Source organism: Roseomonas gilardii, assembly GCF_001941945.1.
Classification (GTDB): Bacteria; Pseudomonadota; Alphaproteobacteria; order Acetobacterales; family Acetobacteraceae; genus Roseomonas.
Genome location: NZ_CP015583.1, coordinates 2,304,536 through 2,328,205, shown reverse-complemented (window position 1 = coordinate 2,328,205; position 23,670 = coordinate 2,304,536). Strand labels below are relative to the sequence as shown.

At 69.5% G+C, this 23,670-nt stretch carries 20 protein-coding genes and 4 tRNA genes; 20 read left to right on the top strand and 4 right to left on the bottom strand.

What is annotated here, in order from left to right:
• Positions 1 to 69 precede the first annotated feature (69 nt).
• Positions 70 to 927, bottom strand: a complete 858-nt coding sequence (gene fdhD, locus RGI145_RS10630) for a formate dehydrogenase accessory sulfurtransferase FdhD (RefSeq protein WP_075798305.1) — start codon at positions 925 to 927, stop codon at positions 70 to 72.
• A 291-nt stretch (positions 928 to 1,218) separates the two neighbouring features.
• Between fdhD and modD the strand changes: the two genes are divergently transcribed.
• A complete protein-coding gene (gene modD, locus RGI145_RS10625; protein ID WP_075798304.1) occupies positions 1,219 to 2,073 on the top strand; it encodes a ModD protein in 855 nt (284 codons plus the stop codon).
• Between the two features lie 16 nt (positions 2,074 to 2,089).
• Here the strand turns inward: modD and RGI145_RS10620 are convergent, their stop codons facing one another.
• The 3 genes from RGI145_RS10620 to RGI145_RS10610 form a co-directional block, all read right to left on the bottom strand.
• The gene (locus tag RGI145_RS10620) at positions 2,090 to 2,467 is read right to left on the bottom strand and encodes a YbbN family protein (protein WP_075798303.1); all 378 of its coding nucleotides are present in this window, start codon (positions 2,465 to 2,467) and stop codon (positions 2,090 to 2,092) included.
• 166 nt (positions 2,468 to 2,633) lie between these two features.
• Positions 2,634 to 3,260, bottom strand: a complete 627-nt coding sequence (gene parA / locus RGI145_RS10615) for a ParA family partition ATPase (protein ID WP_027280296.1) — start codon at positions 3,258 to 3,260, stop codon at positions 2,634 to 2,636.
• Between the two features lie 146 nt (positions 3,261 to 3,406).
• Positions 3,407 to 4,315 (bottom strand): dienelactone hydrolase family protein, encoded by a 909-nt coding sequence (locus RGI145_RS10610; protein WP_208863864.1) that lies wholly within the window; start codon positions 4,313 to 4,315, stop codon positions 3,407 to 3,409.
• 260 nt (positions 4,316 to 4,575) lie between these two features.
• Between RGI145_RS10610 and RGI145_RS10605 the strand changes: the two genes are divergently transcribed.
• The 19 genes from RGI145_RS10605 (at position 4,576) to nuoH (ending at position 23,606) form a co-directional block, all read left to right on the top strand.
• Positions 4,576 to 6,027, top strand: a complete 1,452-nt coding sequence (locus tag RGI145_RS10605) for a bifunctional ADP-dependent NAD(P)H-hydrate dehydratase/NAD(P)H-hydrate epimerase (protein WP_075798302.1) — start codon at positions 4,576 to 4,578, stop codon at positions 6,025 to 6,027.
• Positions 6,028 to 6,161: 134 nt separating this feature from the next.
• Positions 6,162 to 7,292, top strand: coding sequence for a class I SAM-dependent methyltransferase (locus tag RGI145_RS10600; protein ID WP_075798301.1), 1,131 nt, complete (start codon positions 6,162 to 6,164; stop codon positions 7,290 to 7,292).
• Positions 7,293 to 7,458: 166 nt separating this feature from the next.
• Positions 7,459 to 7,543: transfer RNA gene (locus RGI145_RS10595), tRNA-Leu, on the top strand.
• 58 nt (positions 7,544 to 7,601) lie between these two features.
• Positions 7,602 to 8,981 (top strand): trigger factor, encoded by a 1,380-nt coding sequence (gene tig, locus RGI145_RS10590; protein ID WP_075798300.1) that lies wholly within the window; start codon positions 7,602 to 7,604, stop codon positions 8,979 to 8,981.
• Between the two features lie 372 nt (positions 8,982 to 9,353).
• On the top strand, positions 9,354 to 10,010 hold the full coding sequence (gene clpP / locus RGI145_RS10585) for an ATP-dependent Clp endopeptidase proteolytic subunit ClpP (RefSeq protein ID WP_075798299.1): 657 nt from the start codon (positions 9,354 to 9,356) through the stop codon (positions 10,008 to 10,010).
• Positions 10,011 to 10,178: 168 nt separating this feature from the next.
• A complete protein-coding gene (gene clpX, locus RGI145_RS10580) occupies positions 10,179 to 11,435 on the top strand; it encodes an ATP-dependent Clp protease ATP-binding subunit ClpX (protein ID WP_075798298.1) in 1,257 nt (418 codons plus the stop codon).
• 184 nt (positions 11,436 to 11,619) lie between these two features.
• A complete protein-coding gene (gene lon / locus RGI145_RS10575; protein ID WP_075798297.1) occupies positions 11,620 to 14,028 on the top strand; it encodes an endopeptidase La in 2,409 nt (802 codons plus the stop codon).
• A 231-nt stretch (positions 14,029 to 14,259) separates the two neighbouring features.
• Entirely contained in the window at positions 14,260 to 14,535 is a 276-nt protein-coding gene (locus RGI145_RS10570; RefSeq protein WP_027280288.1) for an HU family DNA-binding protein, read from the top strand.
• Between the two features lie 83 nt (positions 14,536 to 14,618).
• A tRNA-Val gene (locus tag RGI145_RS10565) sits at positions 14,619 to 14,690 on the top strand.
• A gap of 351 nt (positions 14,691 to 15,041) precedes the next feature.
• Positions 15,042 to 15,118: transfer RNA gene (locus RGI145_RS10560), tRNA-Asp, on the top strand.
• A 70-nt stretch (positions 15,119 to 15,188) separates the two neighbouring features.
• Positions 15,189 to 15,265 (top strand) — tRNA-Asp (locus RGI145_RS10555).
• A gap of 246 nt (positions 15,266 to 15,511) precedes the next feature.
• Complete coding sequence (locus RGI145_RS10550) at positions 15,512 to 15,880, top strand: NADH-quinone oxidoreductase subunit A (protein WP_027280287.1); 369 nt, start codon at positions 15,512 to 15,514, stop codon at positions 15,878 to 15,880.
• Between the two features lie 115 nt (positions 15,881 to 15,995).
• Entirely contained in the window at positions 15,996 to 16,547 is a 552-nt protein-coding gene (locus RGI145_RS10545; RefSeq protein ID WP_075798296.1) for a NuoB/complex I 20 kDa subunit family protein, read from the top strand.
• A complete protein-coding gene (locus RGI145_RS10540; protein WP_075798295.1) occupies positions 16,540 to 17,250 on the top strand; it encodes an NADH-quinone oxidoreductase subunit C in 711 nt (236 codons plus the stop codon). Before RGI145_RS10545 ends, RGI145_RS10540 begins: the two co-directional genes overlap by 8 nt.
• A 68-nt stretch (positions 17,251 to 17,318) precedes the next feature.
• A complete protein-coding gene (locus tag RGI145_RS10535) occupies positions 17,319 to 18,488 on the top strand; it encodes an NADH-quinone oxidoreductase subunit D (RefSeq protein ID WP_390889870.1) in 1,170 nt (389 codons plus the stop codon).
• Positions 18,485 to 19,177, top strand: a complete 693-nt coding sequence (locus RGI145_RS10530) for a complex I 24 kDa subunit family protein (protein WP_027280283.1) — start codon at positions 18,485 to 18,487, stop codon at positions 19,175 to 19,177. The genes RGI145_RS10535 and RGI145_RS10530 overlap by 4 nt, the downstream gene beginning before the upstream one ends.
• Positions 19,178 to 19,181: 4 nt before the next feature.
• Positions 19,182 to 20,492: an NADH-quinone oxidoreductase subunit NuoF gene (nuoF, locus tag RGI145_RS10525; protein ID WP_075798293.1), complete on the top strand. Its 1,311-nt coding sequence runs from the start codon at positions 19,182 to 19,184 to the stop codon at positions 20,490 to 20,492.
• A gap of 4 nt (positions 20,493 to 20,496) precedes the next feature.
• Positions 20,497 to 22,590, top strand: a complete 2,094-nt coding sequence (gene nuoG, locus RGI145_RS10520; RefSeq protein WP_075798292.1) for an NADH-quinone oxidoreductase subunit NuoG — start codon at positions 20,497 to 20,499, stop codon at positions 22,588 to 22,590.
• 5 nt (positions 22,591 to 22,595) lie between these two features.
• Positions 22,596 to 23,606, top strand: coding sequence for an NADH-quinone oxidoreductase subunit NuoH (nuoH, locus tag RGI145_RS10515; RefSeq protein ID WP_075798291.1), 1,011 nt, complete (start codon positions 22,596 to 22,598; stop codon positions 23,604 to 23,606).
• Positions 23,607 to 23,670 lie beyond the last annotated feature (64 nt).

Sequence of the window (23,670 nt, the reverse complement as noted above, 5' to 3'; positions counted from 1 at the left end):
CCGCCGGTCCGGGGGGAAGGCGCCGCCTTCCTCTTTTTCACGGGGAATGCCGTTCCGCCGCGGCCCGCTTCAGGCGGAACATTCCAGCCCGGCGACGCGTCCGGCACCGTGGAAGACCGTCACGGCATCCCGTCGCGCCACGGCCAGCAGCGTCATGTCGAGCGCCCGGGCGCGTTCCAGCGCCAGGGAGGTCGGCGCCGAGATCGCCACGAGGCTGCGCGCCCCGAAGGCCGCCGCCTTCTCCACCATCTCGAAGGAGCAGCGGCTGGTGATCAGCAGGAAGCCTTCCGCCGGTGATTCCCCCCGGCGCAGGGCGGCGCCGATCAGCTTGTCCAGCGCGTTGTGACGGCCGACATCCTCGCGCAGCAGGCGCAGGCCGCCATCCAGCCCCGCCCAGGCGGCGGCATGGACCGCACGGGTTTCCCGGTTCAACGCCTGCGCCGCTTCCATCGCGCCCAGCGCGGCGTGGATCGCCCCGGCCTCCAGCACCGGCGCGGGGGCGGCGGGAGGGGCAGCGGCGGGCAGGGCGTCCAGCCCCTCGATCCCGCAGAGGCCGCAACCGGTCCGGCCGGGCAGGCTGCGCTCCCGTGCCCGGCGCTGCGCCAGGTGACGGCGCAGGGCGGCGGCCTCCAGCGTGATGTCGAGGGCCAGGCCACGGTCCTCCTCCCGCAGGGTCACGCCGCGGATCTCGGCGGGGGTGGCGACGATCCCCTCGGTCACGCTGAAGCCGTAGGCGAAATCCTCCAGATCGGCCGGCGTCGCCATCATCACGGCGAAGGGGACCGAGGAATAGGCCAGGGCCACGGGCGTTTCCGCCGCCACCATCAGCGCCCGCGGCCGGGCCGGGCCTTCACCCGCCGGGCCATCGCCGAGGGGCAGGAGCAGGGCCTCGGCGGCGACGGCGGTGGGGAAGGGGGAAGTCGTCATGGGCGGATCCTGGGGCCGACCCGGCCCGGAGCATCAATGGCGCCGGGCCCGACGGGAAACAACCGGCCCCGCCCGGCCGCGCGGATGCCGATCCTGTGACCGGCCCTCCCGGTCCGTCCTCCTCCGGGCGTCCCGGCCAGGACCGGGGCCGCGGGCCATGGCCGGCACCGGACGCGGTTCGCTTCCCCGGCCGTTCGTTATGAGCCTGGTGCAGGCCTCGGCATGGACCTGCGGGGGGGCTGCGCGGCGGGGCCTGGTCTATGATCGGCGCCAGAAAAAGGGGGTCACTCCATGAGCTTCACCATTCCGACGGCCCGCCTGGAGTCCATGCTGCAGGAGGACTCTCCCTACGGCGACCTGACCACGCTGGGCCTGGGTATCGGCGAACTGCATGGCCGCCTGTCGATGACGGCCGGGGCGCTGATGACCGTGTGCTGCACCGAGGAGGCGGAGACGCTGTTCCGCCTCGCCGGCTGTGAGGAGGTGCAGAGCTTCTGCCGGTCTGGCGCGCAGGTCGAGGAAGGCAGCCCCATCCTCCAGGCGCGGGGTCCGGCCAGCGCGCTGCACCGCGCCACCAAGACGGCGCAGACGCTGCTGGAGCTGACTTCCGGCATCGCCACCGCCGCCGCCCGGCTGCGCGCGACCGCGCGGCAGATCCACCCGGAGATCGCGGTGGCCTGCACGCGCAAGCATCTGCCCGGGGCCAAGGACGTGATGCTGCGCGCCATCACGGCGGGCGGCTGCGTCCCCCACCGGCTGGGGCTTTCCGACAGCGTGCTGGTCTTCGCGCAGCACCGGGGCTTCCTCGGCCGGCAGCCGCCGCATCTCTGGGTGGCGCAGCTCCGCGCGGCGCAGCCGGAGCGCAAGATCGCCGTCGAGGCCGGGAACGTGGACGAGGCGGTGCAGTTCGCCCATTCCGGCGCGGACATCCTGCAATGCGACAAGTTCTCGCCCGAGCAGATCGGGGAGGTGGTGCGCGCGCTGAACGGCCATCCGCAGCGGCCGGTGCTGATCGCCACCGGCGGCATCGGCGACCGCAACATCGCCGACTATGCCCGTGCCGGGGTGGATGTGATCGCGACCTCCGCCCCCTATACGGCGCCGCCGCTCGACGTGCGGGTGACGATCGAGCGCAACGGCCGCTGAGCGCGCCGGCGGCGCCTCAGTGGAGGCGCCGGAGCTGCTCCCCGACGAGCCGGGTGAAGGCGGGAACGCCCGGCCAGCCGGTGATCCGCCCCCGGGGGCGCCGCCCGGAGAAGATCAGGAAGGCCGGGATGCCGAGCAGCCCGAAGCGCGTCGCCAGGCTGAGATCGTCGCGCAGGTCGCTTTCGAGCCAGCGCACGCCGGGCCAGAGGAAGCTGTCCGGCGTGCTGCGCAGGGCAGTGCGGACCGCGTCGCAATCGGCGCAGCGGCTGCCCCAGAGATAGAGGATGCTCACCTCGCCCGGCGCGCTTTCGGCGAGGACGGAGTCCAGATCGGGATCGGTGACGGGGCGCATGGGCAGGCGCCCGAAGGCGCTGAACGCGATGATGCTGGCCAAGGGCTCTTCCTCCTGATTGCCGCGGGATGGCCATGTCCTGGCTCTGCTGGGTCCCCGCGGACCGCCAGAGCTTAGACGCGGCCGGCGCCGGAGCGTGACAAAAGGAAGACAGCCGGGATCACAGGATGGCGGGCCGTTGCCGGGACGGTCGCACCGGCACGTCGCTTCAGGGCGCCGCCTCGCGCCGCAGGGCGGCGGCCAGGGCGCGGGCCTCCTGGGCGGCGAGGCCGCGCGGCGCGTCCTCCACCGCGCCGAGGCCGCGCCCGAAGGCGGCGGCGAAGGCGGTGCGGTTGCCGAGCGTGGCGGACAGGACCGGCAGGTCGCGCTTGCGCAGATGCGCCCGCACCTCGTCCCGCAGCCGCCCCTGGGAGGGGACGCGGTTCAGCAACAGGGCGACGGGGCGCTTCTCGTCGGCGGCGACGGAGAGGGTGGCGTCGATGGCCCAGACATCGGGCATCGAGGGCTGCAGGGGGATGAGCACGAGATCGGCCGAGCGGATGGCGCGGCGGGCATCGGCATCGGCATGCGGCGGCGTGTCGAGGATCAGGAAGCCGGGGGCCTTGCGGCGCTTCTCCACCATCTGCGACACGCGCCAGCCCGCCGGGGCGTCGAAATCCAGCGCCGGGGCGTCCTCCGGGCGTTCCTGGTGCCAGCGGCTGAGCGTGCCCTGCGGGTCGGTGTCGAGCAGGGCGACGGGAACCCCCTCGGCCAGCAGGGCGGTCGCCAGGTTCGCCGCCACCGTGGACTTGCCCGCGCCACCCTTCTGGCTCGCCACCGCCACCACGAATGCCATTGCCGTTCTTCTTTCCTGAGGCTGCCGGGCGCCACCGAGCCCGGGGGCTGTGCGGCCGGCGCGAATCCGTCTCCGGCGACAGACTGGGGCTTTTCATCCGGTTTGGCGAACGACCCCGCGCGGGGCGCCATCCGCCGGGCCGGGGCTCAGGCCACGCCGTGGCGGCGGAACCAGGCGAGCATGCGGCGCCAGCCATCCTCGGCGGCCTCGCGCCGGTAGCTGGGGCGGTAGTCCGCGTGGAAGCCGTGCGGGGCATCGGGAAAGACCACGATCTCGACCTGCTTCCCGGCAGTGCGGGCCTTCTCCGCGGCGGCCTGGACCTGATCGACCGGGATGCCCGTGTCGGCGCCGCCATAGAGGCCGAGGAGCGGGCATTTCAGCTCGGCGGCCACGTCCGTGGGCGTGCGCGGCTGGATGTCGCTGGTGCCGCCGCCGACCGGCCCGTACCAGGCGACGGCGGCCTTCAGCGCCGGGTTGTGGGCGGCGTAGAGCCAGGTGTTGCGGCCACCGCGGCAGAAGCCGGTGACGCCGAGCCGCGCGGTGTCGCCGCGCCCCTCGGCCTTCGCCCAGGCCACGGTCGCGTCAAGGTCCGACAGCATGGTGGCGTCGGGGGCCTTGCTGATCACGTCGCGCACGATCTGCTGCACGTCGGTCATCTTCGAGAGGTCGGCGAGGCGGGCATAGAGTTCCGGCGCCACGGCGAGGTAGCCGGCCTTGGCCAAGCGGCGGCAGATGTCCTTGATGTAGTCGTGGACGCCGAAGATCTCCTCGATCACCAGCACGGTGGGGAAGGGGCCCTCGCCGGCCGGGCGGGCGGCATAGGCGGGGATCTGGGCATTGGCCGTGGGGATCTGCACCTCGCCGGCCCAGAGGCCGACATTGTCCGTCTGGATCACCTGGGCCGCCGCGCCATGGGCGGTGGCCAGGGTCAGGCCGGTCATCAGCGAGGTCATGACGATGATGTCACGCCGGTGGAGGCCATCGCGGTCCGGGGTGGCGGCGCCACGCGGGCCGGCCGGCTGGATCAGCCCGTCGAGGCCGTGCAAATCCGTCATCGTCATCATCCCTTCCGTTCCGGCTGGCCCGCAGCTTCCGCCCGTCCCGCCCGCTTCTCCGGCCTGCCCCGGCCCGGCATCCGGGCCTGAAAGGGCGGGGCCGTGCCCGCATCCAGGGGCGGGGCGGGGCGTTGGCAGCGTGACATGGGCGCGGGGGCGCAGGAAGCTCCCGGGCCGGGCGCTCACGGGCTTCCTATCGCTCGCCCGGCTTTTCCATCGGCTGTTTCAGGAGGGCGACCGGCCCTCGCGAGGAACCTGGCTTGATCCGCAAGACGCATCCCATTCCGCCGGAGCTGCTGACCCCTGCCGAGATGGCCCGCGCCGATGCGCTGGCCGCCGAGGCGGGGCATCCGACACGGGTGCTGATGGCGGCGGCCGGGCGGGCGGTGGCGCGGGCGGTGCGCCGGTGCTGGCGGCCCCGGCGTGTCGTGGTGCTGTGCGGGCCCGGGGATAATGGCGGCGACGGCTGGGTGGCGGCGCGGCTGCTGGCGCAGGAAGGTTGGCCTGTCGCGGTGGCGGCCCTGGCGGAGCCGCGCCCGGGCGGGGCCGCGGCGGAAGCGGCGGCACGCTGGCGCGGGCCACGGTTGGACTGGGACCCGGCAGCGGTGTCGCGGGCGGCGGCGGTGGTGGATGCGGTCTTCGGCGCCGGCCTGTCGCGCCCGGTGGACGGCGTGGCAGCGGATGTGCTGCGGGCCATCGCGGCGCCCGTCCTGGCGGTCGATGTGCCGAGCGGCGTGGATGGCGGCACGGGGCAGGTGCTGGGCCATGCGGCCCGGGCCGTGGCCACCGTGAGTTTCGCGCGGCTGAAGCCGGGGCACCTGCTGCTGCCGGGGCGCGATCTCTGCGGCGAGGTGGAACTGGCGGATATCGGCCTGCCGGATTCCGTGATCGCCGAGGTGGGGCCGTGCGCCTTCCGCAACGGGCCCTGGCTGTGGCGCCTGCCGCGCCCGGCGGCGGCGATGCACAAGCACGAGCGCGGCCATGTGGTGGTGGCCGCCGGTGCGACCATGCCCGGCGCGGCGCGGCTGGCGGCGGCGGCGGCGCGCCGGGCGGGGGCGGGGATGCTGACGGTTGCCGCGACCTCGCCGGGGGCGGCCTTCATCCTGCGCGGCGTCGCCATGCCGGGCGACATCATCGCCGACCCGCCGGCGGATGGGATGATCGGCGGCAAGGGACGGGTCTGGGTCCTCGGGCCGGGCCTGCCGCCGGATGAGCGGGCGGGTGCCCTGCTGGACAAGGTGCTGGCCGACCGTCAGCCGGTGGTGGCGGATGCCGGGGCGCTGACACTCTGCGCCGGGAATCCGGACCGGCTGCGCGGTGCCTCCATCGTCACGCCCCATGCCGGGGAGTTCGCGCGGGTCTTCGGCGAGGCCGGGGAGGACCGGCTGGCCTCGGCGCGCGCGGCGGCGGCGCGGACCGGGGCGGTGGTGGTGTTGAAGGGCAGCGACACGGTGATCGCCGCGCCGGACGGGCGGGTGGCGATCAACGACAACGCTCCGGCGGGACTGGCCACGGCGGGGACGGGGGATGTGCTGTCCGGGATCTGCGGTGCCTTCCTGGCGCAGGGGATGCCGCCCTTCGAGGCCGCCGCCGCGGCGGTCTGGGTGCATGGCGCCGCCGCCCCGCCGGGACCGGGGCTGATCGCGGAGGATGTCGTGGCCGGGATTCCGGCGGCGCTGGCCCGGGCGGAGGAGGCGCGCCCCGGCGGATGACCCCGCGGCCACCGGTTTGCTGCTGACGGATAACGACCCCTGCGGGCAGGACATGATGGATTTTCCCGCGAAAGTGGTCGTTTGTGCGCCGCACCCGTGTTAGCCATGCCGGGGTCAAGGATGGGAGGCGGATCATGCTTGCCGATCGCCAGCCCCGTGAAGACGGGAAGAGCGCGGAAGGGCGCGACACGGCCCCGGCGGAAGGCGACACCCTGGTGGCGCTGGCCCCACGGCGTGCGAGGGCGGAGGTGACGGCCGAGGACGTGCGCGCGGCCTATCGCCTGATCCTGGGGCGGGAGCCGCATCCGGACGAGCGCGCCGCGATGCCGGCCAGGGCGGCGGCGACGCCGGACCTCGCCACGCTGCGGCAGGAATTCCTGGGCTCGGACGAGTTCCGGGCGAAGCTCGACGGGCTCGGCCTGGCGATCACCCCGCCACCGCCCTTCGCGCCGCTGGACGCGCCCCTGCAGGAGATCGAGGCCGAGGCGCCGCCCGAGGAACTGGCGCGGCTGCTGGAGCGGCTGGCCGCCTGCTGGACGGCGCTGGGCGAGGAGGCGCCGCACTGGTCGGTGCTGCCCCTGCCGCAGCACCGCCCGGAGAACCTGGAGGCGCACCGGGAGGGATTCTACCAGACCGGGCTCTTCGATCTCGGGCTGATCCTGTCGATCTTCCGTCGCGCTGGCCTCGCCACCGCCGACCTGCCGGTCATGCTGGAATATGGCTGCGGCGTCGGGCGGGTGACGGGGCAGGTGGCGCCCTGGTTCCGGGAGGTGATCGCCTGCGACATCTCGCGGCCGCATCTGGACGTGGCGACGGCGCGGATGGAGGAGGCGGGGATCGGCAATGTCCGCTTCCATCCCGTCACCGCGGAGAACCTCGTCCCGGCCAGGGCCTATGACCTGTTCTACAGCCGGCTGACCCTGTGGCACGACCCGCCGCCGGTGGTGGCGGCGGTGCTGGACCAGGCCTTCGCCGCGTTGCGCAACGGAGGGATGGCGATCTTCTCGGTGCCCGGCTGGGCCGAGGGCTATCGCTTCTCCACCGAGGAATACCTGGCGCGGGAGCCGGTGGCGGAGCGGGAGTTCCATGTCTTCCCGCAACGCGCGGTCTTCGCCCTGGCGAACCGGCATGGCTGCGTGCCGGTGGAGCTGCGCGAGGATACCGGCCTGCTGGACCTGCCGACCGGGCGCTGGACCTCCTTCCTCTATGCCTTCCGCAAGATCGGACAGCCCCGGCGGCCGCAGCCCCGCATCCGGCGGGGGTAAGGCGGCGCGGAGGCCGCTGCCTCCGCAGGCCGGCATCGTCCGCCGCAGGTCCCGTGGGAGACCGGGAAGGGTGGATTCGTGGCGGAAGGGGCGTGAAAGCCCGGCTGCCGGCTTGGAAATGCCAGTCCTATGGGTTACACGCCGGCGCTTCGACGGCACGGCGCATGCGGGCGTGGTGGAATTGGTAGACACGCTGGATTTAGGTTCCAGTGGCGCAAGTCGTGGGGGTTCAAGTCCCTCCGCCCGCACCAGCCACCGCCCCGCCGCGGGCGATGCCGCACAGAGATTTTGGAACTGGGACCGAACGACATGCAGGTGACCGAGGTCGCGACGGAGGGGCTGAAGCGCTCCTTTGACGTGGTGGTGCAGGCGGCCGAGGTGGACGCGGCGCGGAACAAGCGCCTGGCGGCCGTGGCCAGGGATCTCCGGCTGCCGGGCTTCCGCCCGGGCAAGGTGCCGATGTCGGTGGTCAAGAACCGCTACGGCACGGCCATCAACGGGGAGGTGCTGGAGGAGGCGGTGCAGACCGCGACCCGTGACCTGCTCTCCGAGCGCGGGCTGAAGCCGGCGCAGCAGCCCAAGGTGGAGCTGAAGAGCGAGGAGATCGGCGAGGGCAAGGACGTCGCCTTCCATATCGAGATGGAGGTCCTGCCCGAGATCCCGATGCCGGAATTCGCCTCGATCGAGGTGGAGCGGCTGAAGGCCGAGCCCTCCGAGGAGGAGGTGACCAAGGCGCTGGAGGGTCTGGCGACCCGCGCGGCCTCGCTGGAGGACGTGACCGAGGAGCGCCCCGCCGAGGCCGGCGACACGGTGATCGTGGACTTCGTGGGCCGTGCCCGCCCGAAGGACAATCCCGAGGGCGATCTGGAGGAGTTCCAGGGCGGCAGCGGCAGCGACATGCCGGTGGAGCTGGGCGGCGAGGGCTTCATTCCGGGCTTCGCGGACGGGCTGGTCGGCATCAAGGTCGGCGAGACCCGGCATGTCGATGTGACCTTCCCCGAGGAATACCACGCCCCTGACCTCGCCGGCCGCCCCGCGGTCTTCGAGATGACGGCCAAGGCGCTGAAGAAGGCGGTGAAGCCGGCGCTGGACGACGAGTTCGCCCAGAAGGTCGGCGTACCGGGCGGCATCGAGGATCTCCGGAACCAGATGAAGGAGATCATCCAGAGCCAGTACGACCAGGCCTCCCGCCTGAAGGTCAAGCGCCAGCTCCTGGACGCCCTGGCCGAGCGCGCCGACTTCCCGGTGCCGCAGGGCCTGGTGGATGCCGAGTTCGAGGGCATCTGGCAGCGGGTCGAGGCCGACCTGAAGGCCGGTCGCCTGGACGAGGAGGACAAGGGCAAGGACGAGGAGACCCTGCGGGCCGAGTACCGCAAGATCGCCGAGCGCCGCATCCGCCTGGGCCTGCTGGTCAGCGAGATCGGCCGCACCAACGGCGTGCAGGTCGGGCAGGAGGAGATCCTGCGGGCCATGCGCGCCGAGGCCGGCCGCTATCCCGGCCAGGAGAAGCAGGTGATGGAGTACTTCCAGCGCAACCCGCAGGCCATGGACAGCATCCGCGCCCCGCTCTTCGAGGAGAAGGTCGTGGACTTCATGCTGGAGCTGGCCAAGGTCAACGAGCGCAGCGTGACGCCCGAGGAGCTGCAGGCCCCCGAGGACGCGAAGGCCAAGGCCACCGACGCGGCCTGATCCGGCTTCACTGACCCTGTGGCGCGGCCGCCGGCCGCGCCCTGCCTGCCGCCGGGCTCCGCCCGGTGGCTTCCCACCCGCCGGGGCGGGGCCGGCGCGGTGCCGTCCCCCGGTGCCGCCCCCGGTGCCGCCCCCCTGGTCACCGATCTGTCTTCCGCCCCCTTCCATCGGTGGGCAGGGCGGGCCATCTTGGTTCCGCCGAGGCGCGCGACGTGCCGGGGCGGGCCGGTTCGCCACATGTTTCGTCAATTCCCGCCGGGCATATACCCCCGGGGAGGGCCGGAACTGGGGACCGGACGGGCCGGGAGGCGGTTGCCTTCGTGCCCTTCCGCCGCCAGCATCGGTTTGGGCCCGGTGGCGAAAGGAAGTGACATGCGTGACCGCGATCCGGTTGAGATCTACAACAATACGCTCGTTCCCATGGTCATCGAGCAGACCGCTCGCGGGGAGCGTTCCTTCGACATCTATTCGCGCCTTCTGAAGGAGCGGATCATCTTCATGACGGGCCAGGTCTATGACGGCATGGCCTCGCTGATCTGCGCCCAGCTTCTGTTCCTGGAGAGCGAGAACCCGAACAAGGAAATCTCGTTCTACATCAATTCTCCGGGCGGCGTGGTGTCGGCGGGCCTCGCGATCTACGACACGATGCAGTATGTCCGCGCGCCCGTCAGCACGGTCTGCATGGGCATGGCGGCCTCCATGGGTTCCCTGCTGCTGACCGCCGGCGAGAAGGGCAAGCGCTTCTCCCTGCCGAACGGCCGGATCATGGTGCACCAGCCCTCCGGCGGTGCCCAGGGTCAGGCGACAGACATCGAGATCCAGGCGCGCGAGATCCTGAGCCTGCGCAAGCGGCTGAACGAGATCTACGTGAAGCATACCGGCCAGCCGGTCGAGGCGATCGAGGCGAAGCTGGAGCGCGACACCTATATGTCGGCCGAAGAGGCCCGTGATTTCGGGCTGATCGACCAGGTGGTGGAGCAGCGCCCGATCAGCGCGACGGCTGATGGCGCGGCGCCCAAGCCCGTCTGAGCCGCGCAGGAGATGCCCGGCGAGCAACCCGGAGATGTGTTCTTTGGGGGCTCGCCGGCGCCCGAGGCTTCCCCCATTTGTCATACGGGGTCTAGAGTACCCTTTGCCCTTCGGGCGAAACCCGGGCGTTCCGCGTCCAGGGGACGGTAACCGGGGTCAGGAGCGAGCATGAGCAAGTCCGGCGACTCGAAGAATACACTGTACTGCTCCTTCTGCGGCAAGTCGCAGCATGAGGTGCGCAAGCTTATCGCCGGTCCGACCGTGTTCATCTGCGATGAATGCGTCGAGCTGTGCATGGATATCATTCGCGAGGAGCATAAGACGCACCTCGTGAAGTCTCGCGACGGGGTGCCGACCCCGAAGGAGATCTGCAAGGTTCTCGATGATTACGTGATCGGCCAGGAGCACGCCAAGAAGGTGCTCTCGGTGGCAGTCCATAATCATTACAAGCGGCTGGCCGCGGGCGGGAAGTCCGGCGACGTCGAGATCGCCAAGAGCAACATCATGCTGATCGGGCCGACCGGCTCGGGCAAGACGCTGCTCGCCCAGACGCTGGCCCGCATCCTCGACGTGCCCTTCACCATGGCCGACGCCACGACGCTGACCGAGGCGGGCTATGTCGGCGAGGATGTCGAGAACATCATCCTGAAGCTGTTGCAGTCGGCCGACTACAATGTCGAGCGGGCGCAGCGCGGCATCGTCTATATCGACGAGGTCGACAAGATCAGCCGCAAGTCGGACAACCCCTCGATCACGCGCGACGTGAGCGGCGAGGGCGTCCAGCAGGCGCTGCTCAAGATCATGGAGGGCACGGTGGCCTCCGTCCCGCCCCAGGGCGGCCGGAAGCATCCGCAGCAGGAATTCCTCCAGGTCGATACCTCGAACATCCTGTTCATCGTGGGCGGTGCCTTTGCCGGCCTGGACAAGATCATCGCTGCCAAGGGCAAGGGGTCGGGCATCGGCTTCGGTGCCGAGGTCCGTGGGCCGGACGAGCGGCGCCAGGGTGCCATCCTGCGCGAGGTGGAGCCCGAGGACCTGCTGAAGTTCGGCCTGATCCCCGAGTTCATCGGCCGCCTGCCGGTGGTCGCGACGCTGGAGGACCTGGACGAGAAGGCGCTCATCGAGATCCTGACCAAGCCGAAGAACGCCCTGCTGAAGCAGTACCAGCGCCTGTTCGAGATGGAGGCCACCAAGCTGACCTTCACCGAGGACGCGCTGCGCTCGGTGGCCATGCGGGCGATCCAGCGCAAGACGGGCGCCCGCGGGCTGCGCTCGATCATGGAGAACATCCTGCTCGGGACCATGTTCGAGCTGCCCGGCCTGGATCAGGTCGAGGAGGTCGTGGTGAACAAGGAGGTGGCCGAGGGACGGGCCACGCCGCTGTTCATCTATGGCGAGCGTCCGGCGGAACAGACCTCCGCCTGACGCCGATGGGAGCCGCGCCCGCCCGCACCGCCGAAAGGGTCTTGACCTACACGGTTGTATGCAAGGGCGCGGCGCACCATCTGTCATCCCATCCCCGTGGCGCCGGGGCCGTGCCGTTCGATGGAAGCCCGAGGTCGGGCTTTCCTGTGGGCGGCCCCGGGCCGACTGTCCATAGTGAGGTCCCATGACGGAAACTGTCAGCGGCGAATTGCTTCCCGTCCTGCCGCTCCGGGACATCGTCGTCTTCCCGCATATGATCGTGCCGCTGTTCGTGGGGCGCGAGAAATCCGTGCGTGCCCTGGAAGCGGTGATGCGGGAGGACAAGCAGATCCTCCTCCTGGCGCAGCGCAACGCGTCCCAGGATGACCCCCAGGCTTCCGATCTCTATGAGATCGGCACTGTTTCCACGATCCTCCAGCTCCTGAAGCTGCCGGACGGCACCGTGAAGGTGCTGGTCGAGGGTGGCCGCCGCGCTCAGGTGGTCGGCTGGAAGGAGACGGATTCCTATTTCGAGGCCTTCTCCACCCCGGTGGAGGAAGCCGCGCCGGCCGAGCCGCGCGAAGTCGAGGCGCTGGCCCGCTCCGTGGTCACGCAGTTCGAGCAGTACATCAAGCTCAACAAGAAGATCGCGCCCGAGGTGCTGGTCTCGATCAACCAGATCGAGGACACGGCCAAGCTGGCCGACACGGTGGCGAGCCACCTGAACCTCAAGATCTCCGAGAAGCAGGAGCTGCTGGAGACGGTGGGCGTGGGGGCCCGCCTGGAGCGGGTCTTCGCCCATATGGAGAGCGAGATCGGCGTCCTGCAGGTGGAGAAGCGCATCCGGAACCGCGTCAAGCGGCAGATGGAGAAGACGCAGCGCGAGTACTACCTGAACGAGCAGCTCAAGGCGATCCAGAAGGAGCTGGGCGAGGGCGAGGAAGGCAAGGACGAGACCGCCGAGCTGGAGGCCAAGATCAAGGCCACCAAGTTCTCGGCCGAGGCGCGCGAGAAGGCGATGGCGGAGCTGAAGAAGCTCAAGACCATGTCGCCGATGAGCGCCGAGGCGACGGTGGTGCGCAACTACCTCGACTGGATGCTCTCGATCCCCTGGAAGAAGAAGAGCAAGGTCCGCAACGACCTGAAGGCCGCGGAGGAGGTGCTGGACGCCGACCACTACGGGCTGGAGAAGGTCAAGGAGCGCATCCTGGAATACCTGGCGGTGCAGTCGCGCAGCCAGAAGATCAAGGGTCCGATCCTGTGCCTCGTCGGCCCGCCGGGCGTCGGCAAGACCAGCCTGGGCAAGTCGATCGCCAAGGCGACGAACCGCAACTTCGTGCGCATGTCGCTGGGCGGCGTGCGGGACGAGGCGGAGGTGCGCGGCCACCGGCGGACCTATATCGGCTCCATGCCGGGCAAGGTCATCCAGGGGATGAAGAAGGCTAAGACCTCCAACCCGCTCTTCCTGCTGGACGAGATCGACAAGCTGGGCGCCGACTGGCGCGGCGACCCGTCCTCGGCATTGCTGGAGGTGCTGGACCCGGAGCAGAACGGGACCTTCGCCGACCATTACCTGGAGGTGGACTACGACCTGTCGGACGTGATGTTCATCACGACCGCCAACTCGCTGCGCATGCCTCAGCCCCTGCTGGACCGCATGGAGATCATCCGCATCCCCGGCTACACGGAGGATGAGAAGATCCAGATCGCCAAGCGCCACCTGATCGCCAAGGTTACCGAGGCGAACGGGCTGAAGGCGGGCGAGTGGACGATCACCGACGAGGCCCTGCTGGACCTGGCGCGGTACTACACCCGGGAGGCGGGCGTGCGGTCCTATGAGCGAGAGCTCGGCGGGGTGGCGCGCAAGGCGGTGCGGGAGATCGTGTCCGGCAAGGCCAAGAAGGTCGCGGTCAACCGCAAGAACCTCGAGAAGTACGCGGGCATCAAGAAGTACCGCTATGGCGAGGCGGAGCTGGAGGATCAGGTGGGTGCCGTCACCGGCCTCGCCTGGACCGAGGTGGGCGGGGAGATCCTGACCATCGAGGCGGTTCTGCTGCCGGGCAAGGGCGCCGTGAAGCACACGGGCAAGCTGGGCGACGTGATGCAGGAGAGCGTCTCCGCGGCGCTGTCCTATGTCCGCAGCCGTTCCATCGCCTTCGGCATCAAGCCGAACTTCCTGGAGAAGCGGGACATCCACGTCCACGTGCCGGAAGGGGCGACGCCGAAGGACGGGCCCAGCGCGGGCATCGCCATGGCCACCGCCATGGTGTCGATCATGACCGGCATTCCCGTCCGCAAGGATGTGGCGATGACGGGCGAGATCACGCTGCGCGGCCGGGTGCTGCCGATCGGCGGACTGAAGGAGAAGCTCCTCGCGGCGATGCGGGCCGGTGTCACCACCGTCTTCATCCCGCAGGAGAACGAGAAGGACCTCGCCGAGATCCCCGAATCGGTGAAGAAGTTCCTGAAGATCATCCCCGTTTCCCATGTGGACGAGGTGATCGCCCAGGCGCTGGTCCGGAAGCCCGAGGCCATCGAGTGGGACGAGGCGTCCGAGGCGCCGCCGGCCAAGCCCGGTGCCGGCGCGCCGGCCTCGCCCAGCCTGCCGCACTGATCCCTGCGAGGGGGCGGGGGCCTCAGGGCCTCCGCCCCTTCTTGTGCGATGCGGCGTGACCATCGTGGCCATGCTGCCGCTTCTCCCGGGGAAGTGCGCGAGGCGCGGCTTCTCCGCGGTTCCGGGCCGTTGACGGCCGGAAACCGCGCTGCCTAGTGTCCCGGCCAGGAGGGGGAGGTTCCGCTCGGGACTTCCCCCGTATTGTTGGTGATCACCGGAGGGGTATCGCAGGTGAACAAGCAGGATCTCGTGGCCGTGGTGGCCGAGACGGGCGAGCTGACCCGGGCCAAGGCCACCGAGGTGGTGGACGCGATGTTCAAGGCGATCGAGGCGTCCCTCAAGGAGAGTCAGGAGGTTCGGCTGGTCGGTTTCGGCACCTTCTCCATTTCCACGCGCAAGGCCGGCACCGGGCGGAACCCGCGCACCGGGGAGGAGATCAAGATCGAGGCCTCCACCTCCGTGCGCTTCAAGCCCGGCAAGGGTCTCAAGGACGCGCTGAACTCCTGATTCCGGAGTTGCTGGCGGGGGCGGTGGCCTGGACCCCGCTTCCGCCCTATCTTGCCGGCCCCGCTGCCCTGGCGGATTTTCCCGGGCGCTTAGCTCAGCGGTAGAGCGCCTCGCTTACACCGAGGATGCCGGGGGTTCGAATCCCTCAGCGCCCATTCCGCCTGCCGTTTCTTCCGCCCCGTCCGCCTGTCTTTGGCCGGTCCTGGCGCATCCCCATCTTCCTTGTCGTTCCAAGGCCTCTGCCGCGCCCGTCGCAGGCTGTCCGCTTGCCCTGCGGCCTCCGGATCGGCGTGCCTGCGGGCGTGTCTCGCGCCGATCCGCCATCCGGATACGGGCCGCGAGTCGGAACTGGTGGACGGAAACTGCAGGGCAGGGCGACGGCTGGCGGAAGCTGCCGGTGGCCTGCTTGACACCTTCCCCGCCACCCCATAAACCCCGCCCCACGAGCCGCACCGAAGGGTGCGGCGCTTCTCCTGCCCCCAGGGCAGCAGGGGCATGCATCGTGTGCGGGTGTAGCTCAGTTGGTTAGAGCGCCGGCCTGTCACGCCGGAGGTCGCGGGTTCGAGCCCCGTCACTCGCGCCACCCGATGCATCGTCGTTCCTGGTCCCGGCAAGTCCGGCGGATCGCCGCCGGCCTGTGCCGCATGGTTTGCGCGGGTGTAGCTCAGTTGGTTAGAGCGCCGGCCTGTCACGCCGGAGGTCGCGGGTTCGAGCCCCGTCACTCGCGCCATTCGCCACATTCCCTTGCTTTCAACGACCTGTACCGCCACTCTCGTCGCAACAAGAACTGCCCCATGTATCCGGACTGAATTTGTCCGGATTTATTGTCGACCAGCCATGTCGGGATGCCCCCTTGTCTTTGGGTCACATGGCGGTATTGCTGCCCGCGCGCTATGGCAGTGTCCTGCGGGTCGCAGTATGTTCGCGCTGCATCGCACACGCCCTCGTGGCGCTGTTTGCATTGGATAACGAAACGATGACGCAGCCGCTCCTCGCCGAGTACTTCCCGATCCTCGTCTTCCTGGCCATCGCGGTGGTGATCTCCATCGCCATGGTGGGCGGCTCGTTCCTGGCCGCGCACCAGAAGCCGGATCCGGAGAAGCTCTCGACCTATGAGTGCGGCTTCGAGCCTTTCGAGGATACGCGTCACCGTTTCGACGTGCGTTTCTACCTCGTGGCCATCCTGTTCATCATTTTCGACCTCGAAGTGGCCTTCCTGTTCCCCTGGGCGATCTCGCTGGGCACCCTCGGTTGGGTGGGCTTCCTTTCCATGATGGGCTTCCTGACCGTGCTGACGGTGGGCTTCGTCTATGAGTGGCGGAAGGGCGCGCTGGACTGGGAATGAGGGCGGCCGGCGGGGCGGGGCAGGAGCCGCCTTGCCGGTGGGGGCCTCCCGGCGGGGGCCCTGGAAGGAATGTGCTGCGTGACCATGCTGAGTGACCGGCGGGTGGGAGAGTTGAATGTCTGATCAAGCCGTTGCCTGGAACAAGGACGCGCTTCCGCCCGGCCCGGGACAGGATGCGGTGATCCAAGGCGTGACCGGGGAGATCCAGGAAAAAGGCTTCGTGATCGCCAACCTGGACAAGGTGGTGAACTGGGCCCGCACCGGCAGCCTCTGGCCGATGACCTTCGGTCTCGCCTGCTGCGCGGTGCCGATGATCCACGCCTACATGGCGCGCTACGATCTCGACCGCTTCGGCGCCATCCCGCGTGGGTCGCCACGCCAGTCCGACGTGATGATCGTGGCCGGCACGCTGACCAACAAGATGGCCCCCGCGTTGCGCAAGGTCTACGACCAGATGTCGGAGCCGCGCTGGGTGATCTCCATGGGGTCCTGCGCCAATGGCGGCGGGTACTACCATTATTCCTACAGCGTGGTACGCGGCTGCGACCGGATCGTGCCGGTCGATGTCTATGTGCCCGGCTGCCCGCCGACGGCCGAGGCGCTGGTCTATGGCGTGTTGCAGCTCCAGAAGAAGATCCGGCGGACGGGGACCATCCTTCGTGGCTGATACCGACTCCACTCCTCCTTCCGCGCCGCTTTCGCCTTTGGCCGCGCTCGGCCAGGCGATCACCGCGGCAGCGCCCCAGGGTTCCGTGCTCGATGCGCGCGTGACGCGGCGGGCGGAGACCGCGCCGGGCGAGCTGGTGGTGCGGCTGCGCCGCGAGGCGGTGCTGCCGGTGATGCTGATGCTGCGCGACGATCCGCGCTTCGCCTTCGAGCAGTGCATGGACATCTGCGGCGTGGACTGGCCCGACCGGGCCGAGCGCTTCGAGGTGGTCTGGAACCTGCTGAGCCTGCGGCACAACCATCGTGTCCGCGTGATCACCAGCACGGACGAGAACACGCCGGTGGCGAGCGTGTCGGCGATCTGGCCGACGGCGACCTGGTTCGAGCGCGAGACCTGGGACATGTACGGCGTCCTGTTCGCCGGGCAGACGGACCTGCGCCGCCTGCTCACGGATTACGGCTTCGAAGGCCACCCGTTGCGCAAGGACTTCCCGCTGACCGGCCATGTCGAGGTCCGCTACGATTCCGAGCGGCGCGAGGTGGTCTACGAGCCGGTGAAGCTGACGCAGGAATTCCGCCAGTTCGACTTCCTTTCTCCCTGGGAGGGCATGACCACGCTGCCCGGTGACGAGAAGGTGCATCTGAACCGCCTGCCGCCGCCCGAGGATGGGCCGTCTGGCGAGCAGAAGGAGGCGCAGAAGTGAGCCACCTCCTCACCGGAGATGTCGGCCCCGCCGAGGGGACGCCCGACGAGGCCAATGGCCGCACCACCATCGAGGTGGACAGCCACACCATCAATTTCGGCCCGCAGCATCCGGCCGCGCATGGCGTGCTGCGCCTCATCCTGGAGATGAAGGGCGAGCAGGTCGAGCGGGCCGACCCGCATATCGGGCTGCTGCATCGCGGCACCGAGAAGCTGATCGAGTACAAGACCTACGTCCAGGCGAACCCGTATTTCGACCGGCTCGACTATGTGAGCCCGATGTGCATGGAGCACGCCTTCGCGCTGGCGACGGAGCGGCTGCTGGGCATCGAGGCGCCGGAGCGCGCGCAGTACATCCGTGTGCTGTTCAGCGAGGTCACGCGGCTGCTGAACCACCTGCTGAACGTCACCACCTTCGCGCTGGACCTGGGCGCGACGACGCCGCCGCTCTGGGGCTTCGAGCAGCGCGACCGCGGGCTGGAATTCTACGAGGCGGTGAGCGGCAGCCACTACCACGCGAACTACTTCCGCGCGGGCGGCGTGGCGAAGGACCTGCCGGCCGGGCTGGAGGAGCGGATCGCCGAGTGGGCTGACGGTCTGCCGGCCTTCATCGACGACCTCGACACGCTGGTGACGGGCAACCGCATCATCAAGCAGCGTACGGTCGATATCGGCATCGTCTCACCGGAAGAGGCCATGGCCTGGGGCTTCTCCGGCCCCTGCCTGCGCGCCTCTGGCTGCGCCTGGGACCTGCGCAAGCAGCAGCCCTATGATGTCTATGACCGGATGGATTTCGACATCCCGGTGGGCCGCAACGGCGACTGCTACGACCGCTACCTCGTCCGCATCGCCGAGATGCGGGAGAGCGTGAAGATCATCAGGCAGTGCCTGGCGCAGATGAAGCCCGGGCCGATCAAGGTCCAGGACAACAAGATCGCGCCGCCGAAGCGCTCCGAGATGAAGCGCTCGATGGAATCGCTGATCCATCACTTCAAGCTCTACACCGAGGGCTATCACGTGCCGGAGGGCGCGACCTACACCGCGGTCGAGGCGCCGAAGGGCGAGTTCGCGGTCTATCTGGTCGCCGACGGCACGAACAAGCCGTACCGCTGCAAGATCCGCTCGCCGGGCTATGCCCACCTGCAGGCGACGGAACTCATGACCAAGGGACACATGCTGGCCGACGCCGTGGCGATCATCGGCAGCATCGATGTCGTGTTCGGGGAGATCGACCGGTGAGCGACCACGCGCACGAGGGTCCGACCCAGGCCGTCGGCAAGGCCGAGGCGCATCACGAGCCTGCCTCCTTCGCCTTCGACGCGGAAAGCGAGGCGCAGATCGAGAAGATCCTGAAGCGCTATCCGGCGGGGAAGGAGGCCAGCGCCACCATCCCGCTGCTCTATGTCGTGCAGCGGCAGATGGGGCGGCAGACGGGCAGCGCCTGGGTGCCGCGCGTGGCGATGGATCAGGTGGCGAAGCGGCTCGGCATGGCGCCGATCCGCGTCTACGAGGTCGCCAGCTTCTACTTCATGTTCAACACCAAGCCGATCGGGCGCTACCACCTGCAGGTCTGCGGCACGACGCCCTGCTGGCTGCGCGGTTCTGACGACGTGCTGCGCGCCTGCAAGGATGCGGGGCACCTGAAGGGCTATGGCGACACCAGCGCGGACGGGCTCTTCACTTTGACCGAGGTGGAGTGCCTCGGCGGCTGCGTGAACGCGCCGGTGCTGCAGGTGGACGACGACTACTACGAGGACCTGGACTACGAGAGCACCGTGAAGCTCATCGAGTCCCTGAAGCGCGGCGAGCGGCCGCCGGCGGGCAGCGCCATCGGTCGCGTGTGCAGCGCGCCGGTGGGCGGGGCGGAGACCCTGCTCGACATCCCGATGGTGGATGCCGATGGCCGTGACCTTCCGGTGAAGGAGTGAGACCATGGCGCTGAGCGACAAGGACCGCATCTTCACCAACCTCTACGGGCTGCATTCCTGGCAGTTGCCGGAGGCGCGGCGGCGCGGCAACTGGGACGGCACGGCGGGCATCATCGCCAAGGGCCGGGACTGGATCATCGAGGAGATGAAGCAGTCGGGCCTGCGCGGCCGTGGCGGCGCCGGCTTCCCCACCGGCATGAAGTGGAGCTTCATGCCCAAGGCCTCGCCGGACGGGCGTCCCTCCTATCTCGTCGTGAACTGCGACGAGTCCGAGCCCGGCACCTGCAAGGACCGCGACATCGTCCGCAACGATCCGCAGACGCTGATCGAGGGCTGCCTGATCGCGAGCTTCGCGATGGGCGCGCATGCCGCCTACATCTACATCCGCGGCGAGTACTACAACGAGGCCGTCATCCTGCAGGCGGCGATCGACGAGGCCTATGAGGCCGGGCTGCTCGGCGCGAACGCGGCCGGGTCGGGCTGGGACTTCGACCTCTACCTGCATCGCGGCGCGGGTGCGTATATCTGCGGCGAAGAGACGGCGCTCATCGAATCCCTCGAGGGCAAGAAGGGCATGCCCCGGCTGAAGCCGCCTTTCCCGGCGGCGGTCGGCCTCTATGGCTGCCCGACCACGGTGAACAACGTCGAGACCATCGCGGTGGTTCCGACGATCCTGCGCCGCGGCGGCGCCTGGTTCGCCGGCTTCGGCCGGCCGAAGAACTCGGGCACCAAGGTCTTCTGCATCCAGGGCCATGTGAACAAGCCCTGCAACGTGGAAGCCGAGATGAGCATCCCGATGCGGGAGCTGATCGAGCGCTATGCCGGCGGCGTGCGCGGGGGCTGGGACAACCTGCTCTGCGTCATTCCCGGCGGCTCCTCCACGCCGCTGCTGCCCAAGCATATCTGCGACGACGTGCTGATGGATTTCGACGCGCTGCGCGAGCACAAGTCGGGCCTGGGCACGGCGGGCGTGATCGTGATGGACAAGTCCACCGACATCATCAAGGCGATTGCCCGCCTGTCGCAGTTCTACAAGCACGAGAGCTGCGGCCAGTGCACCCCCTGCCGCGAGGGCATGGGCTGGGTGAACCGGGTGATGTGGCGGATGGTGCAGGGCCGCGCGGAAATCGACGAGATCGACGTGCTGGAGCAGGTGACGAGGCAGATCGAAGGGCACACGATCTGCGCGCTCGCCGATGGCGGCGTCTGGCCGGTGCAGGGCCTGATCCGGCACTACCGCCCGGTGATGGAAGCGCGCATCGCCGAGTACAAGCAGCGCCACGCGGCGCCCTCAATGCCGTTGGCGGCGGAGTGATCCGATGAGCGAGATCAAGACCGTCAAGGTCACGGTGGATGGCCAGCAGGTGGAGGTGCCGGCCGGCGCCACCGCGCTGCAGGCCTGCGAGGTCGCGGGCAAGGAGATCCCGCGCTTCTGCTACCACGAGCGCCTCTCCATCGCCGGCAACTGCCGCATGTGCCTGGTGGAGGTCGAGAAGTCGCCGAAGCCGCAGGCCTCCTGCGCCTTCCCGGTGATGGACGGGATGGTGATCAAGACGGACAGCCCGGTGGTGCGGCAGGCGCGCCGGAACGTCATGGAATTCCTGCTGATCAACCACCCGCTGGACTGCCCGATCTGCGACCAGGGCGGCGAGTGCGACCTGCAGGACCAGGCCGTGGCCTACGGCATGGACCACAGCCGCTACCGCGAGGCGAAGCGGGCGGTGAAGGACAAGTATGTCGGGCCGCTGATCAAGACGATCATGAACCGCTGCATCCTGTGCAGCCGCTGCGTCCGCTTCTCGGCGGAAGTGGCGGGCGTGCAGGAGATGGGCGCCACCGGCCGTGGCGAAAGCATGCAGATCGGCACCTATGTCGAGAAGGCGCTGACCACCGAGCTGGCCGGCAACCTGATCGACATCTGCCCGGTCGGGGCGCTGACCAGCCGGCCCTATGCCTTCACGGCGCGGCCCTGGGAGCTGACCAAGACCGACAGCGTGGACGTGATGGATGCGCTGGGCGCCGCGATCCGCGTCGATGCGCGCGGGCCGGACATCCTGCGCATCCTGCCGCGCATCAATGACGACGTGAACGAGGAGTGGCTGGGCGACCGCTCGCGCTTCTCGCACGATGCGCTGAAGCGGAAGCGGCTGGACCGCCCCTGGGTGAAGCGCGACGGGCGGCTGCAGCCGGCGAGCTGGCACGAGGCCTTCGAGGTCATCGCCGACCGCCTGAAGGGCGTGCCGGGCGACCGGGTCGGCGCCGTGGCGGGCGAGATGGCGGATGCCGAAAGCCTGCTGGCGCTGCGCGACCTGATGGAGCGGCTGGGCTCGCGGAACCTCGACTGCCGCCAGGACGGGGCGGCGATCGATGCCTCGCGGCGCGACTTCTACCTGTTCAACTCGACGATCGCCGGGATCGACGAGGCCGATGCCATCCTGATCGTGGGCAGCAACCCGCGGCTGGAGGCGCCGGTGCTGAACGCCCGCATCCTGAAGCGCTGGAACCAGACGGCCCTGCCGGTGGCCTATGTCGGGCCGGAGGTGCTGGACCTGACCTATCCGGCCGAGCATCTGGGCGACGGGCCGAACCTGCTCTCCGGCATCGAGGTGGGCGAGGGGGCCTTCGCCCAGGCGCTGCGCGAGGCGAAGAAGCCGATGGTCATCCTGGGCCGTGGCGCCTTGGCGCGGCCGGACGGCGCGGCGGTGCTGGCCGCCGCCTGGGCGCTGGCGGGCCGGGTCGGCGCGCTGCGCGAGGACTGGAACGGCTTCAACCTGCTGCACCAGTTCGGCGGCCAGGTGGGCGCGCTCGACCTCGGCTTCCTGCCGGGCGAGGGTGGCAAGGACCTGGGCGCCATGCTGGGCGGCGGGGTGGACCTGCTCTGGCTGCTCGGCGCCGACAGCTTCGACCCGGCACTGATCGGCGGCGATACCTTCGTGGTGTATCAGGGCCATCACGGCGACAGGGCGGCGGCGCGGGCCGACGTGATCCTGCCCGGCGTGACCTACCTGGAGAAGAACGGCACCTACGTGAACACGGAGGGCCGGGTGCAGCGCGCCCGCCGCGCCGTCTTCGCCCCGGGCGAGGCACGCGAGGACTGGCGCATCATCCGCGCGGCCAGCGAGATCATCGGGCGGCCGCTGCCTTATGACGACGAGGATGCGATCCGCGCCGCGCTGGTGCGGGTGAACCCGGTCTTCGGGCGGCTGGACGTGGTCGATGCGCCCACCTGCCGTGAGCAGAGCGGGCCGCGGGCCGGCGGGCAGCCGCTGGGCGGGGCCGGCTTCGTGCTGCCGATCACGGACTACTACCGCGTCGATCCGATCAGCCGGGCAAGCGAGGTGATGGCCGAGTGCAGCCGGGTCCGGGCCTCCGCGACCGAACCCCGCTTGGCTCCCCATCTGGCGGCGGAGTGAGCACGATGGACAGCTTCCTTTCCTCCCCGATCGGCATCCTGGCCCTGACGCTGGCGCAGACCCTGGCGCTGCTGGTGCCGCTGCTGATCGCGGTCGCCTATCTCACCTATGCGGAACGCAAGGTGCTGGCCGCCATGCAGTACCGCCGGGGGCCGAACGTGGTCGGCCCCTTCGGCCTGCTGCAGCCCTTCGCCGACGCGCTGAAGATGATGACCAAGGAGACCATCATCCCGACCGGCGCGTCGCGCCTGCTGTTCATCATGGCGCCGATGATCACCTTCGTCCTGGCCATGCTGGCCTGGGCGGTGATCCCGGTGAACGATGGCTGGGCGATCGCCAACATCAATGTCGGCGTGCTCTACCTCTTCGCCATCTCCTCGCTCGGCGTCTATGGCATCATCATCGCCGGCTGGGCATCGAACTCGAAATACGCCTTCCTGGGCGCGCTGCGCTCGGCGGCGCAGATGGTGTCCTACGAGGTCTCGATGGGCCTCATCATCGTGACCGTGCTGATGTGCGTGGGGTCGCTGAACCTGACGGACATCGTGCGGGCGCAGGAGCATGTGTGGTTCGCCATACCGCTCTTCCCGATGTTCATCATCTTCTTCATTTCGATCCTGGCCGAGACGAACCGCGCCCCCTTCGACCTGCCGGAAGGCGAAAGCGAGCTGGTGGCGGGCTTCTTCGTCGAGTACAGCTCGATGACCTTCGGGCTCTTCTTCCTCGGCGAGTACGCGAACATGATCCTCATGTCCGCGCTGACCACCATCCTCTTCCTGGGTGGCTGGTATCCGCCGATGGACGTGGCGCCGCTGAACTGGGTCCCAGGGCCGCTCTGGTTCATCCTGAAGATCCTGATCTGCCTCTTCGTCTTCCTTTGGGTCCGCGCGACCTTCCCGCGCTACCGCTACGACCAGCTGATGCGGCTGGGCTGGAAGGTCTTCCTGCCCTTCACCCTGGGCTGGCTGGTGCTGACCGCGGTGGCGCTGAAGGCCTTCGGGTGGCTGCCGGTATGACGCGGGCCCTGGACGACATGCGTATCCCCTCTTTTGCTCCCACCATGGCCCTGGCCGGAAAGGC

Coding starts and splice junctions, on each gene's coding strand:
- modD (WP_075798304.1), top strand. CDS start 1,219: ATGAGCTTCACCATTCCGACGGCCCGCCTGGAGTCCATGCTGCAGGAG.
- tig (WP_075798300.1), top strand. CDS start 7,602: ATGCAGGTGACCGAGGTCGCGACGGAGGGGCTGAAGCGCTCCTTTGAC.
- clpP (WP_075798299.1), top strand. CDS start 9,354: ATGCGTGACCGCGATCCGGTTGAGATCTACAACAATACGCTCGTTCCC.
- nuoH (WP_075798291.1), top strand. CDS start 22,596: ATGGACAGCTTCCTTTCCTCCCCGATCGGCATCCTGGCCCTGACGCTG.
- nuoF (WP_075798293.1), top strand. CDS start 19,182: ATGGCGCTGAGCGACAAGGACCGCATCTTCACCAACCTCTACGGGCTG.
- nuoG (WP_075798292.1), top strand. CDS start 20,497: ATGAGCGAGATCAAGACCGTCAAGGTCACGGTGGATGGCCAGCAGGTG.
- lon (WP_075798297.1), top strand. CDS start 11,620: ATGACGGAAACTGTCAGCGGCGAATTGCTTCCCGTCCTGCCGCTCCGG.
- RGI145_RS10610 (WP_208863864.1), bottom strand. CDS start 4,315: ATGACGGATTTGCACGGCCTCGACGGGCTGATCCAGCCGGCCGGCCCG.
- parA (WP_027280296.1), bottom strand. CDS start 3,260: ATGGCATTCGTGGTGGCGGTGGCGAGCCAGAAGGGTGGCGCGGGCAAG.
- clpX (WP_075798298.1), top strand. CDS start 10,179: ATGAGCAAGTCCGGCGACTCGAAGAATACACTGTACTGCTCCTTCTGC.
- RGI145_RS10545 (WP_075798296.1), top strand. CDS start 15,996: ATGTCTGATCAAGCCGTTGCCTGGAACAAGGACGCGCTTCCGCCCGGC.
- RGI145_RS10550 (WP_027280287.1), top strand. CDS start 15,512: ATGACGCAGCCGCTCCTCGCCGAGTACTTCCCGATCCTCGTCTTCCTG.
- RGI145_RS10600 (WP_075798301.1), top strand. CDS start 6,162: ATGCTTGCCGATCGCCAGCCCCGTGAAGACGGGAAGAGCGCGGAAGGG.
- fdhD (WP_075798305.1), bottom strand. CDS start 927: ATGACGACTTCCCCCTTCCCCACCGCCGTCGCCGCCGAGGCCCTGCTC.